The sequence below is a fragment of the Achromobacter sp. UBA5777 genome (assembly GCF_002418565.1).
Classification (GTDB): Bacteria; Pseudomonadota; Gammaproteobacteria; order Burkholderiales; family Burkholderiaceae_B; genus Achromobacter; species Achromobacter animicus.
Map to the genome: position 1 here is coordinate 1 of NZ_DIEJ01000209.1, position 13,066 is coordinate 13,066.

Annotated in this window: 13 protein-coding genes; 10 read left to right on the plus strand and 3 right to left on the minus strand. The window is 65.3% G+C overall.

Annotated features, from left to right (window positions below; translation table 11 throughout):
- The 7 genes from B3446_RS17270 to B3446_RS17300 all read left to right on the plus strand — a co-directional run.
- On the plus strand, positions 1–1,201 hold a 1,201-nt coding region (locus tag B3446_RS17270), incomplete at its 5' end, for an FAD-dependent oxidoreductase (protein WP_291383679.1).
- 16 nt (positions 1,202–1,217) lie between these two features.
- Positions 1,218–2,441 carry a 3-hydroxybenzoate 6-monooxygenase gene (locus tag B3446_RS17275; RefSeq protein ID WP_291383681.1) on the plus strand — a complete coding sequence of 408 codons (1,224 nt, stop codon included), beginning with the start codon at positions 1,218–1,220 and terminating at the stop codon, positions 2,439–2,441.
- Between the two features lie 172 nt (positions 2,442–2,613).
- A complete protein-coding gene (locus tag B3446_RS17280) occupies positions 2,614–3,792 on the plus strand; it encodes an ABC transporter substrate-binding protein (protein ID WP_291383683.1) in 1,179 nt (392 codons plus the stop codon).
- A 79-nt stretch (positions 3,793–3,871) separates the two neighbouring features.
- Entirely contained in the window at positions 3,872–4,786 is a 915-nt protein-coding gene (locus B3446_RS17285; RefSeq protein WP_105240906.1) for a branched-chain amino acid ABC transporter permease, read from the plus strand.
- A 164-nt stretch (positions 4,787–4,950) separates the two neighbouring features.
- Positions 4,951–5,913: a branched-chain amino acid ABC transporter permease gene (locus tag B3446_RS17290; protein WP_291383699.1), complete on the plus strand. Its 963-nt coding sequence runs from the start codon at positions 4,951–4,953 to the stop codon at positions 5,911–5,913.
- Positions 5,910–6,659, plus strand: coding sequence for an ABC transporter ATP-binding protein (locus B3446_RS17295; protein WP_239215122.1), 750 nt, complete (start codon positions 5,910–5,912; stop codon positions 6,657–6,659). Before B3446_RS17290 ends, B3446_RS17295 begins: the two co-directional genes overlap by 4 nt.
- On the plus strand, positions 6,659–7,351 hold the full coding sequence (locus B3446_RS17300; RefSeq protein WP_291383688.1) for an ABC transporter ATP-binding protein: 693 nt from the start codon (positions 6,659–6,661) through the stop codon (positions 7,349–7,351). Before B3446_RS17295 ends, B3446_RS17300 begins: the two co-directional genes overlap by 1 nt.
- Positions 7,352–7,361: 10 nt before the next feature.
- Here the strand turns inward: B3446_RS17300 and B3446_RS17305 are convergent, their stop codons facing one another.
- On the minus strand, positions 7,362–7,724 hold the full coding sequence (locus tag B3446_RS17305) for a glyoxalase superfamily protein (protein WP_291383701.1): 363 nt from the start codon (positions 7,722–7,724) through the stop codon (positions 7,362–7,364).
- Between the two features lie 52 nt (positions 7,725–7,776).
- On the opposite strand from B3446_RS17305, the gene B3446_RS17310 reads away from it, so the two are divergent.
- On the plus strand, positions 7,777–8,136 hold the full coding sequence (locus tag B3446_RS17310; RefSeq protein ID WP_291383690.1) for a hypothetical protein: 360 nt from the start codon (positions 7,777–7,779) through the stop codon (positions 8,134–8,136).
- A gap of 56 nt (positions 8,137–8,192) precedes the next feature.
- Here B3446_RS17310 and B3446_RS17315 read toward each other — a convergent pair whose 3' ends face one another.
- The gene (locus tag B3446_RS17315; protein ID WP_191578833.1) at positions 8,193–9,146 is read right to left on the minus strand and encodes a helix-turn-helix transcriptional regulator; all 954 of its coding nucleotides are present in this window, start codon (positions 9,144–9,146) and stop codon (positions 8,193–8,195) included.
- Between the two features lie 143 nt (positions 9,147–9,289).
- Between B3446_RS17315 and B3446_RS17320 the strand changes: the two genes are divergently transcribed.
- On the plus strand, positions 9,290–11,491 hold the full coding sequence (locus B3446_RS17320) for a TonB-dependent siderophore receptor (RefSeq protein WP_291383693.1): 2,202 nt from the start codon (positions 9,290–9,292) through the stop codon (positions 11,489–11,491).
- Between the two features lie 25 nt (positions 11,492–11,516).
- On the opposite strand, the gene B3446_RS17325 is transcribed toward B3446_RS17320, so the two are convergent.
- Positions 11,517–12,257, minus strand: a complete 741-nt coding sequence (locus B3446_RS17325) for an IclR family transcriptional regulator (protein WP_291383695.1) — start codon at positions 12,255–12,257, stop codon at positions 11,517–11,519.
- A 195-nt stretch (positions 12,258–12,452) separates the two neighbouring features.
- Between B3446_RS17325 and B3446_RS17330 the strand changes: the two genes are divergently transcribed.
- Positions 12,453–13,066, plus strand: a 614-nt coding sequence (locus tag B3446_RS17330) for an NAD(P)/FAD-dependent oxidoreductase (RefSeq protein ID WP_291383697.1), incomplete at its 3' end; no start/stop codon positions are given.

Here is a 13,066-nt window from a genome sequence, read left to right on the forward strand (position 1 = left end):
CGGCATGGGCACCGCCGCGGGCGTGTCCAACTTCTGCGGATTGCATGCCAACATCCACGGCGACATCCGGCAAGTCGTGCACGGCATGACCGACGACCTGCTGGACCGCATGCGCGCGATGGACGGGCTGAACGATCCGCACCTGATCCTGGGCAAGATCCACGCGCAGGCCTACGACATCTCGGCCTTCAAGTGCGCGGCCGATGGCCTGGTGCAGGACAGCGGCGCGCAGGTGCTGTTCCACGCGCTCGCCACGGGTTTGACGCGTGACGATCAGGGCCGGGTCGATGCGCTGTTGCTGGAAACCAAGTCCGGCCGCTGCGCCGTCCGCGCAAAGATCTTCATCGACTGCTCGGGCGACGCCGATATCGCGAATTGGGGGGGCCTGCGGTTTGAAAAGGGCGACGCCCACGGCCACATGCTCTACCCCACGCTGATGTTCAAGGTGGGCAATGTGGACGGCGCGCGTGCGCAAGAGGCCTGGAAAACCATCCCGGCGCTGATGGACGCCGCCGCCGCCAGCGGTGAATTCACGTTTCCGCGCAAAGGCGCCATCGTGCGGCCGCAAAAACACGATTACGAATGGCGCGTCAACGTCACCCAGCTTGCCAATGCGGACGGCAGCGCGGCGGATGGCACCGACGCGGATTCCTTGTCAGCAGGCGAGCTTGAAGGCCGCCGGCAGATCATGAACTACCTCGCGTTCCTGCGCGCCAAGGTGCCCGGGTTCGAGCAGGCCTATGTGCTGGACATCGCGCCGCAGTTGGGCATCCGCGAGACGCGCCGCATCGTGGGCGAGGCCGTGCTGACGCAGGAGCACGTGCTGGGCTGCGCGGACTTTCCGGACAGCATCGGCGTGAACGGCTGGCCGTTGGAAATGCACACGGCGGGCGACGTGAAGTGGGTGTGGCCGCCCATCCCCGAATCGCGCGGCTACAACCAGCTGCCGTTTCGCATGATGGTGCCGCGGCGCGGGCCGGGCGTGGCCAGCAACGTGCTGGTGGCTGGCCGCTGCGCGTCGATGACGCACGAGGGGCAGTCGGCGGCGCGCGTCAGCGGCAGCTGCTTCGTCATGGGCGAAGCAGCCGGCACCGCATCCGCGATGGCGCTGCGCGACGGCATTGCACCCGGCGACATTTCCATTTCCGCGCTGCAAGCGCAATTGAAGCAACAGGGCGCCTTCCTGGGCGGCCACGACTGACCCGCGAGATTCCGACATGACTACGAACCAGGCGGCAAACCCGAAGACGCAAACCGTGATCGTCGTGGGCGGCGGCATTGGCGGGCTGGCGGCCGCGCTGGCGCTGACGCGGCAGGGCATTGCCGTGCAACTGCTGGAGCAGGCCGCGCACATCGGCGAGATCGGCGCCGGCATCCAGCTAGGCCCCAATGCCTTCGCGGCGCTGGATGCCCTGGGCGTGGGCCGCACGGCGCGCGAGCGCGCGGTCTTCACCGACCACATCATCATGATGGACGCGGTGGACGCCAAGGAGGTCGTGCGCATCGACACCGGAGAAGCGTTCCGAGCACGGTTTGGCGGCCCGTATGCGGTAATTCATCGCGCCGACATCCATCTGTCCATACTGGAGGCCGTGCAGCAGGACCCGCTGATCCAGTTCCACACATCCACGCAGATCGCCAGCATGGCGCAGGACGAACACGGCGTGCAAGTCGTGGACACGCAAGGCAACCGCTACCGCGCCGACGCGGTGGTGGGCGCCGACGGCGTCAAGTCCGTGATCCGCGAGCGCACGGTGGGTGATCCGGCCCGGGTGACGGGTCACGTGGTCTACCGCGCGGTCGTCGAAGAGGAGAACATGCCCCGGGAGCTGCGCATCAACGCCCCGGTGCTGTGGGCCGGGCCGCATTGCCACCTGGTGCACTATCCGCTGCGCGGCGGGCAGCAATACAACCTGGTCGTCACCTTCCATAGCCGCGAGCAGGAAGAATGGGGCGTGCGGGAAGGCAGCAAGGACGAGGTGCTGTCCTACTTCCAGGGCATTCACCCCACACCGCATCAGATGCTGGACCGACCGACGTCATGGAAACGCTGGGCGACCGCCGATCGCGAGCCGGTGGAACAGTGGGGCGAGGGCCGCGTCACGATCCTGGGCGACGCCGCGCATCCCATGACGCAGTACATGGCTCAGGGCGCCTGCATGGCGCTGGAAGACGCCGTGACGCTGGGCGAGGCCATCAGGCAGTGCGAGCATGACCTGCCCGCCGCCTTCCGGTTGTATGAATCGGTCCGCATCCCGCGCAGTGCGCGCGTGGTGTGGTCGACACGCGAAATGGGCAGGCTCTATCACGCGCGCGGCGTGGAGCGCACCGTGCGCAACATGCTGTGGACGGGGCGCAGCCAGGCTCAGTTCTATGACGCATTGCAGTGGCTGTATGGGTGGAAGGTGGAGAACTGCCTGGCGGGAAGCGCGCGGCAATAGACGGCGCGGCAATAAAGGACGCAGCAAAAGATGCAGAAAATGACGCAGCAATAGTGGCAGCAATAGTCGCAGCAATAGTCGCAGCAATAGTCGCAGCAACAGATACGGCAGGGAAAACGCCGCTTGCCAAAGAGCATCCGGCATACAAGCATCAGTACAAGAGGAGACAACCATGCACAAGAGCACCATCCGCGGCGCGGCCGCCGTCCTGCTGTCATTGGCCTCGTACGCGGCCAGCGCCGAGCAGAAACCTGTGGACATCGGATTCATCGGCACGCTGTCCACGCCCGCCGGCTACATCGGCGAGGACGAGCGCGACGCCTTCATGCTGGCCGTCAAGGAAGGCGGCGGCAAGCTGGGCGGCGTGCCGGTCAACGTGCGCGTCGAGGACGACGCGCTCAAACCCGCCAACGCCAAGCAGATCGCCGACAAGATGGTGCAGGGCGGCGTGCGGCTGTTTACCGGCATCAATTTCTCGAACGTCATGGCCGCCGTCGGACCCACCGTGCTCAACGCCGGCGCCTTCTACGTCAGCCTGAACGCCGGCCCGTCCAACTTCGCCGGCAAGGCCTGCAACCCCAATTACTTCTCCGTGGCGTTCCAGAACGACTCGTACGCCGACACCGCCGGCATGGCGGCCAATGAGCTGGGCGCCAAGCGCGTGGTCATCATGGCCCCGAACTACCAGGCCGGCCGCGACGCCATCGCCGGTTTCAAGCGCACCTACAAAGGCGAGATCGCCGACGAGATCTACACCAAGCTCGAGCAGGCCGACTTCTCGGTGGAGCTGGCGCGCATCCGCTCGCTCAATCCCGACGCCATCTTCCAGTTCCATCCGGGCGGCGCGGGCATCAACCTGACCAAGCAGTTTGCGAACTCGGGCCTGGCGGACAAGATCAAGATGATCACGCCCATCTACTCGATGGACGACCGCATGCTGGCCGCCACCGGCACCGCGGGCAAAGGCTTTTACCTGAGCTCGCTGTGGAGCGCCGACCTGGACAACCCGCAGAGCAAGCACTTCGTCGAAGCCTTCACCAAGGCCTACAACCGCGCGCCCACCGCCTACGCGGCCCAGGCCTACGACACCGCCAATCTGATCGGCTCCGCCTTGAAAGCCGTGAATGGCGACATCACCGGCAAACCCGACGACTTCCGCAATGCGTTGCGGCGCGCGGACTTTCCCAGCGTGCGCGGCAAATTCAAGTTCGGGCCGAACCAGCATCCCATCCAGGACTGGTATCTGCTGCACATTGAGGCGGGCCCCGACGGCAAGCTGGTCTACAAGAACCTGAAGGTGCTTGCCCGCGACCACACGGACGTGCACGCCGCGGACTGCAAGATGCCATGACGCGGCACAAGGCGCGCGGCGCCGGGCCCGCTGGCGCCGCGCGGCCTTGCCAAACAGGCTCTCCCTAGAAGGAGTCGCAATGCTGATGTTCCTGGAGCAGGTCCTGAACGGCCTGCAGTACAGCGCCTTGCTGTTTTTGTTGTCGGCGGGTTTGACGCTGGTGTTCGGCATCATGAACGTCATCAACCTGACGCACGGTTCGTTCTACATGGTGGGCGCGTTCTGCGCGGCCAGCGCGGCGGCGTCCACGGGCTCGTTCGCGGCCGCCCTGCTGGCTGCGCTGGCCGGCGCGGCGCTGTACGGGCTGATCGTCGAACTGCTGGTCATCCGTCACCTGTACCGGCGCGATCACCTGGACCAGGTGCTGGCCACGCTGGGGCTCACGCTATTTACCAACGAACTGGTGACCGTGCTGTTCGGCCGCAGCCCGCCCTTCATGGACATCCCGCCCTTTCTGTCGGGATCCGTCGCGCTCCTGCCCGGCCTGAACTATCCCATCATGCGGCTCGCCTTCATCGGCGCGGGCGCGCTGGTGGCGGTGGGCCTGTGGCTGCTGATCTCGCGCACGCGGGTCGGGATGCTGGTGCGCGCCGGCGCCGACGACGGCGAGATGGTCGACGCGCTGGGGGTGAACATCCAGCGCCTCTTCACGTTGATCTTCACGCTGGGCGCCCTGCTCTGCGGCTTCGCGGGCGTCATGGCCGCGCCTTTGCTGGCGGTGGAGATCGGCATGGGCGAGCGCATTCTCATCACCACCTTCGTCGTCATCGTGGTGGGCGGCGTCGGCTCCGTGCGCGGCGCGCTGGTGGGGTCGCTGATGATCGGCATGACCGATGCGCTGGGGCGTGCCTACATCCCCTTCTGGATGTCGCGCCTGCTGCCGCCCGAGCTCTCGGACTCCGCAAGTTCGAGCCTCGTGTCCGCCAGTATCTACATACTGATGGCCATCGTGCTGCTGTTCAAGCCGCGCGGACTGGTGCCGGCCCAGCGCTAGGAAAGATATTCATGACCAGACCAACTTCAACAAATTCCGCTGCCGAGCCGCTATCTGACACCGGTCTCGTGCGCGCATCGGTGTCCGACACCCGAGGCGCCGCCGGCCAAGACCGTGACGGCGTGTCGACGGTGTCAGACACCTCCTCGACTGGCAGACTGCGCATCACCCGCAGCGTCGTCGTCAACGGGATCGGGCTGCTGCTCTTCGTTCTGGTGCCGGCCATCGCGCAGGCCACGGGCGAGAGCTTTCTCGTCAACCTCATGACCCGATTTCTCATCTACGCCATCGCGGCCGTCAGTCTGGATCTGATCCTGGGCTACGGCGCCATGGTCAGTTTTGGTCATGCCGCATTTTTCGGGCTCGGCGGCTACGTCATCGGCATCGCTGCCTACCACGTCAACATGGGCGAGACGATCTTCGGCTGGAGCGGCAGCAATGCCGCGCTGGTCATGTGGCCGCTCGCCGTCGCGGGTGCCGCGCTGGCCGGGCTGGTAGTGGGCTTTCTGTCGCTGCGCACTTCCGGCGTGCAGTTCATCATGATTACACTCGCCTTCGGGCAGATGCTGTACTTCATCCTCGTCGGGCTGATGATCTACGGCGGCGACGACGGCCTGTCGATCGATGCGCGCAACACGCTGCCGGGGCTGAACGTGAACGATCCGGCCACCTTCTACTACGTGTGCCTGGCGCTCATGACCCTCTGGATCATCGTGTGCCGGCGCATCGTCAACTCGCCCTTTGGCATGGCACTGCAAAGCATCAAGCAGAATCCGCGCCGCAGCATCGCCCTGGGCCTCGCGCCGCTGCGCTATCGCCTAACGGCGTTCGTGCTGTCGGCTGCCGGAACCGGGCTTGCCGGCGCACTGTGGGCCAATTACGCGCTCTTTGTCAGCCCGGACATGTCCGCCTGGCAGAAGTCCGGCGAACTCATGGCCATGGTCATTCTGGGCGGTATGGGTTCGATCTTCGGCCCGGTGCTCGGCGTGGCCGTGTACCTGGGCCTGGAGCAGGTCGCCACCGGCTGGACAGAGCACTGGATGCTGATCCTGGGACCCGTGCTGGTGCTGGTGGTGCTCTTCGGCAAACGCGGCGTGTACGGCTGGCTCGCGGGAGGCAAGCAATGACCCATCCCAAACTGGAGATCCGCGGCCTGCAGAAATCCTTTGGCGCGGTACACGCCACGCAGGGCGTGGACCTGGCGGTCCGGCCCGGTGAGCTGCACGCCCTCATCGGCCCCAATGGCGCGGGCAAGACCACCCTGCTTTCGCAGATCAGCGGTGAAATCCTGCCCGATGCCGGCAGCATCTGGCTCGACGGCGCCGACATCACCCGCATGCCTGCCTATAAGCGCCCCGCCGCCGGACTGGCCCGTTCGTTTCAGATCAGCCAGCTCTATCCCGACTTCAGCGCCGAAGACAACGTCGCCATGGCCGTGCAGGCGCACAGCCCGGGCGGCTTCAACCTGTGGCGCAACGCGCGGCGCATGGCCCGGCTGCGCGAACCGGCGCGCGATGCGCTCGAACGTGTCGGTCTGGCCGGACGCGCCGGCGTGCGCGTGTCCGCGCTGGCGCACGGTGAGAAGCGCCAGCTCGAAATTGCCATGGCGCTGTCGCTGGACGCATCCGTGCTGTTGCTGGACGAACCGATGGCCGGCATGGGCGCCGAGGAATCGCAACGCATGACGGCGCTGCTCCAGACCTTGAAGGGCCGCTACGCCATCCTGCTGGTCGAACATGACATGGACGCCGTCTTCGCGCTGGCCGACCGCGTCACCGTGCTGGTCTACGGCAAGACCATCTTCACCGGCACGCCCGACGAGGTGCGCCGCCATCCCGACGTGCGCGCCGCCTATCTGGGCGAGGAGGACTGATGCTGCAAGTGAACCAACTGCAAGGCGGCTATGGCGCCAGCAAAGTGCTCTTTGGTGTCGACCTGGACATCGCGCCCCGGCAGGTCGTCTCGCTGATCGGTCGCAACGGCATGGGCAAGACCACGACCGTCAAGACGCTGATGGGCATGCTGCCCGCGCAGGGCGGCGCCATCCTGCTCGACGGTAAGCCCATCACCGGCATGGCCCCGCACCGCATCGCGCAGCTGGGCATCGGCCTCGTCCCGGAAGGACGCCGCGTGTTTGGCTCGTTGTCGGTGGAGGAAAACCTCGTCGCCACCGCCCGCAACACCCGCGCAGGCTGGCACGTCGGCCGCGTCTTCGACCTGTTTCCGCGCTTGAAGGAACGCCGTACCCAATCCGCCCGCACGCTTTCCGGCGGCGAACAGCAGATGCTGGCCGTCGGCCGGGCGCTACTCATCAACCCGCGCCTGCTCATCCTGGACGAAGCGACCGAGGGCCTCGCGCCCCTGATCCGCCTGGAAATCTGGAACTGCCTGCGCCGCTTGAAGGAAGAAGGCCAGACCATTCTTGTGATCGACAAGAACCTCAAGGAAATGTCGACCCTGGTGGACCGCCACCACGTGTTGGAAAAGGGCCGCGTCGTCTGGCAAGGCAGCCCCGCCGAACTGGCCGCGCAGCCCGACCTGGCGCACCGCTATCTGGGGGTCTAGGCGCGGGCCGCTAATCCTGTGACTCGCAAAAGCTCAGCCGATTGCCAAACGGATCGATCACCGCCATCACGCGCCCCCACGGCATCTCCTCGACGCCGGGCCGCATGTACGCATACTGCCTGGCGCTGACTTCCGCGTGGAATTCGTCCACGCCCTGCATCCGCACAAACACCGCCGACCCCGGCGTCGCATCGCCATGATGTTCGGACAGATGCAGCACCAGATCCCCGCGATGCACCTGCGCATACAGCGGAAACCCGGCCTCGAAGCGATGCTCCCAGTCCCAGGTGAACCCCAGAAAATCCAGATAGAAATCGCGCGCCTTTTCCACGGAGAAAATGCGCAGGATTGGAACGGCGGCTTGAAGGTGCATGGCGGAGCCTTGGTAGTATGCGAAAAAGCCAGCATAGAACAGAAGCCCATTCATGCCCATTGCCACCTCCGACTCCTGGAAACACCAGCCCGCGCCGGCGCAGCGTGAACCGCTGCATTTTCAGCGGCGCTTTACCGCCGACGAGTACGCCTGCCTGCAGCAGGGCTTTGTGCCGAAGGAAATGGAAGACAAGTGGTTCATCTACCTGCATGACGGCTGGCTGCGGTTGCATCGCAGTTGGACGGGCAACTGGATTTTTGCGCTGCGGCTGGAGCAGGATGGCGATGCATGGACGGTGACCGATTCGTGGGTGAACCGTGATCCGGAGCAATACCGGCTTACCGATGCGGAATATGACCGGGATTCGCTGCAGAGGATGTTGCAGTGGCTGATCAAGGGGCCGGCGGTTTGATGCGCATCGATTGATCGACGTACACGCGGTACACATTCAGCGCGTCATTTGGCGGATTACCAGGCGCGCGGCGATGTGCCGTATCGCGCCTTGAAGATCTTGCTGAAATGGCTGAGGCTTGAGTATCCCAAGTCCCCGGCCACCTGCGTCACGCTCATGCCGCTGCGCAGCAGGTCCGAAGCGCGAACCAGCCGCGCGTCGCTCAGATAGGCGTGAACCGAACGGCCCACGTTCTCGCGCATCAATTCCTGAAGCCGTCTTTCAGACAAGCCCACCATCCGCGCAACGCGCCCCGGCGGCCAATGTTCCGAGCAGCGTTCCCGCAGCAGGCGGCAAGCCTGCTGCACCTGCTGCCGCTCCTCTGCGGCAGGACCCTTCAGCGCTTCCGGCCCTGAAAGCAGCTCCACAAAGGCAGCCAGCGTCTCGAGCGATTTTGCGCGATACCAGATCCGGCGCGCCTCGGGCGCCGTCGGCGCGTTTCGCGAAATATCGGTCGCCAACGTCAGCAGGCTGGCGGGCGCGTCCAGCGTTGCCACCAGCGATCCGTGGGTCGGCACGCTGACATCGCGGCGAAACCGCTGGGTCAGCAAGGTGATGGGCGCCGAGTCGCCTGCCCGGGCCAGCGCATCGGGGGTGTATCGGATATCCAGCATCCGGACGCGCCGCTTCGCGGAAAGGTGCGTGGTCCAGCCCACCGGCTGCTCGTGGTTAAAGAGCAGCGCCGCGCCCCCGGACACCTTCAGCGGTTTGCCGCCGTCCAGTGCCAGCACGGCCTCGCCCTCCAGCCATACCTGCATGCCGAACACCGGTGCGCCCGGGGCCGGAATCGTCAGCGCCGCCGATGGGCAGCCATCGAGCACCACGACACTGACGCCTTCCTCGACGCGCACCACGCATTCGATGACGTTTTCCCAGTCCTGCGTCGCGGGCACGGTGGGAAGCGTGCCTCGCCACCATTCGTGAGGCTTGGCGGGAGCGGTATACGGGTCGAGCGAAAGCTCAGCAGACATGGGAAACAAGCGCAATTGCGCTGAGTGCAGCAAAACCGTCAATTGGCGCCGTGAAATCGTCAGACATCCGGCGGGTGTTCTGGAATCATGCCGTCGCACAAGAATGATTCTTGTTAATTATAAATTGATCAGGTGGTAACCCCGTGTCCTTCTCCGTCAAGCCGTTGCCGTTGGCATTGCTCGCAGCCTTTGCGGCGTCCGCGTCCGTCGCCGCGCAGCCCGCTCCCTCGGCGGCCGCCGATGTCTCCACGCTGTCGCCGGTCGTGGTGCAAGGGTCGAGCGATGCGTCGCCCACCTCCGGCGCCGACTACGTCGCGACGCGCAGCCGGTCCGGCACCAAGTCGGACGCGGCCCTGATCGACACGCCCCAGACCATCAACGTCATCACCCGCAATGAAATGGACTGGCGAGGCGTGACCTCGCTGGCGCAAGCCGTCCGCTACACGCCAGGCGTCTTCGCCCAGTACGGCGACAACGACGTGCGCTATGACTGGCTGACCATTCGCGGATTCACGCCGGCGCGCTATCTGGACGGCCTGCTTCTGCCCTTCGGCGCGCGGGGTTACGCGCAGCCGCGCATCGACACCTATGGCCTGGAAAGGATAGAGATTCTGAAGGGACCGTCGTCCGGCCTTTACGGCCAGAGCGCGCCGGGCGGGCTGGTGAACATGACCAGCAAGCGTCCCACCGCAGAGCCGATCAATGAGGTCGTTCTGCAAGCGGGCAGCTTCAACCGGTACCAGGGATCGTTCGACTTTTCCGGTCCCGCCGACGACGAAGGCAAATTCTTGTATCGCCTGACCGGCACCTTGCGCGATAGCGACACGCAGTATCAGCACGTCGACGATGAACGCCAGTTCATCGCGCCCAGCTTCACCTGGCGTCCGTCGTCCGACACGAGCCTGAATCTGAACGTCCAGTACCAGAAGATCACCAGCCACGGCGGCGGCGGCGCACCCGTGCTGCCGGTCATCGGCACGCTGGAAAAGAGCAGCGCCGGCTACATTCCGCGCGACCGTTTCGTGGGCGAACCCGGGTACGACATCTTCACCAACGAGCAGACCATGGTGGGCTACACGCTGGACCACCGCCTGAACGACACCTGGAGCGTGCGGCAAAGCGCCCGTTACACCAACGTGGACACCAATACCCGCCGCGTGCAGATCGGCGCCATGGCGTCGGAAACCCAGGCGATCCGTTACGCCTGGGCCTTCCCCGAAACCGCACATGCGTTCCAGATCGATAATCAGGTGAACGCCAAATTCACGGCCGGCCCCACACGCCACGACCTCACCTTCGGCCTGGATTACCTGCGCGAAAAGTCGCGCTACAACGAAAGCAGCCTGGGCCTGATGCTGCCGCCGGCGTCGCCGCTGTTCGATGTGTTCAACCCTGACTACGGAACGCCCGTGACGCGCCCGCCCACGGCCACCAAGATCAACATGACGCGCAACCAGTTGGGGGTGTACGCGCAGGACCAGATCGAACTTGACCGGTTGCTCTTCACGCTGGTGGGCCGCTACGACTGGACCGAAGGCACCACCGATACCGGCGCGCGCGGCAGCGCCGGACAGTGGGCCTGGACCTCGCGCGATGCCGATGCCAACCGCTTCACCGGCCGGCTCGGCGTCACGTATCGCTTTGACAACGGCCTGGCGCCCTATCTGAGCTATTCCACGTCGTTCCAGCCCGTGACCGGCGTGCTGCGCGACGGATCGCCGCTCAAGCCGACGACCGGCGAGCAGTACGAGGCCGGCATCAAGTTCCAGCCCAACGGCTACGCCAGCTTCGTGACGCTGTCGGCTTTCCAGATCAACCAGAACAACGTCAGCACGCCGGACCCGGTCAATACCAGCTTTGTTGTGCAGACCGGCCAGGTTCAGGTGCAGGGGCTGGAGCTGGAAGGCAAGGCCAGCTTCGACAACGGGTTGGACCTGACGATGTCGTATGCGCTCAGCGACAGCGAGATCACCAAGAGCAACAATCCCGCGCAGCGCGGCAATCAGCTCAACTTCGTGCCGCGCCATCAGGCGGCGCTGTGGGCAGACTACACGTTGCGCGACGGCCCGTTGCAGGGCGTGGGCTTGGGCGCCGGCGTGACGTACCGCGGCGGCTTCTATGGCGACCTGAACAACAACTACGCCATCCCTGCAGTGACCTTGGTCGACGCCGCAATCCGCTACGATCTGGGCCGCGCCAGCCCCACGCTCGCCGGCGCCCAGGTCGCGTTGAATGTTTCCAACCTGTTCGACAAGCGCTACGTGGCGAACTGCCTGGGCACGGCCGTAAGTTGCTATTGGGGCGCGGAGCGCACGGTGATGGCGACGTTGCGCTATCGCTGGTGATTCCCGGCGTCCCGGGCGGTCGGCATCAACTGCGCTTGCTGATCGCCCTGGCCGCCCGGATCACCAGCGGCCCCAGTTCCTCCCGCGCGCGCGCCAGCGACCAGCGCGGCTTGGGCACGGATATGTTGACCGCACCGAGCGGATCGCCGTTGTCGCCATAAACCACCGCCGCGACATTCAAATCCCCCGCGAAGAACTCTTCATCGGCATAGGCGTACTGATCCCGTCTTGCTTCGTCGATCAACGCGCGCAGCCGGTCGACGTCGGTGGTGGTGTGCGGCGTGTACTTCGCGCACGTCACGCTGCGCAACCTGAGATCGAGTTCATCTGGCGGTAGCAACGCCCATAGCGCGCGCCCCGACGCGGTCGCCACGCACGGGATCTGCGTCCCCACCGGCAGGTACTCGGGAATGTGCCTGGCCGGCGCGACGCGCATGACGAACACCATGTTGTCGCCGTCGGGCACGGCCAGATTGACGATCTCGCCGCACTCCTGGTTGACCTGATGCAGCACCGCATGCGCATGCTGGAACAAGGGCTGCCGGTAGAGATAGCTGTAGCCCAGCCCCACGGCCTTGACCGTCATGCTGTAGCGCTTGGTGCGCGAATCCTTGAACAGGTAGCCGGTCTTTTCCAGCGTGTAGGCCACGCGCTGGGCCGAGCCGATGGTGATGCCGTTTTCGCGGGCCATCTCCTGAAGGCTCAAAGAGGCGTGCCCCCGGAAGGACTCGAGCACGGCGAGCCCTTTTTCCAGCGACTGGATCAACAAGGCGGAAGGTTCAGACATTCGGATTCTGTTTGGGTAGCAGGGACGGAGTTTGCCCGCGGGAAGCCGGAAAGTCAGCAGCCTAGGGAAACCCTTACGTTGTAGCCGGACCCGGCGAGCAGTATAAAAATACTCGCCGTTATCGTTATACGTAGATTGTTATCGAATAGCGATAATCAATCAATCCGGATATTCATGCAACCGCATCCGCTTCACATGCCGGCGCTACCCGCCGCTCAAACGCACGCTTCAGCTTCTGCCCTGTCCGACGCGGCGCTGCCGGCCTCGGTCGACGTCGCCATTGTCGGTGGCGGCATCATCGGCATCAGCACCGCCTATTCCCTTGCTCAGGCCGGACTGCGGGTCGCCGTGTTCGAGAAAGGCACGCTGGCCTGCGAACAGTCATCGCGCAATTGGGGCTGGGTGCGCACGCTGGGCCGCGATCTGCCGGAAGTGCCGCTGGCTCAGCGCGCCAACCGGCTATGGGCAGAGATCCAGGAAAAGGTGGACGTGGGTTTCCGCCGCAGCGGCATCTTCTACCTGCAGGAAAACGCTACGGACGCGGCCGGCCATCAGGCGTGGCTCGACGGGGCGCGCGCGCATGGCGTGGATGCGCGCCTGCTGGATCGCCGCACGGTGCAGGACATGCTGCCGTCGACCGGGCGCGCCTGGACGGGCGCCATGTACAGCCCGACGGACGGGGTCGCCGAACCGCAACTGGCGACGCGCGGCATCGCCTCGCTGGCGCGCGCCGCAGGCGCACACCTCTTTGAACAATGCGCCGTGCGCGGCGTGGAGCGAAGCGCGGG

Coding starts and splice junctions, on each gene's coding strand:
- B3446_RS17275 (WP_291383681.1), top strand. CDS start 1,218: ATGACTACGAACCAGGCGGCAAACCCGAAGACGCAAACCGTGATCGTC.
- B3446_RS17310 (WP_291383690.1), top strand. CDS start 7,777: ATGCCCATTGCCACCTCCGACTCCTGGAAACACCAGCCCGCGCCGGCG.
- B3446_RS17305 (WP_291383701.1), bottom strand. CDS start 7,724: ATGCACCTTCAAGCCGCCGTTCCAATCCTGCGCATTTTCTCCGTGGAA.
- B3446_RS17285 (WP_105240906.1), top strand. CDS start 3,872: ATGCTGATGTTCCTGGAGCAGGTCCTGAACGGCCTGCAGTACAGCGCC.
- B3446_RS17300 (WP_291383688.1), top strand. CDS start 6,659: ATGCTGCAAGTGAACCAACTGCAAGGCGGCTATGGCGCCAGCAAAGTG.
- B3446_RS17315 (WP_191578833.1), bottom strand. CDS start 9,146: ATGTCTGCTGAGCTTTCGCTCGACCCGTATACCGCTCCCGCCAAGCCT.
- B3446_RS17295 (WP_239215122.1), top strand. CDS start 5,910: ATGACCCATCCCAAACTGGAGATCCGCGGCCTGCAGAAATCCTTTGGC.
- B3446_RS17280 (WP_291383683.1), top strand. CDS start 2,614: ATGCACAAGAGCACCATCCGCGGCGCGGCCGCCGTCCTGCTGTCATTG.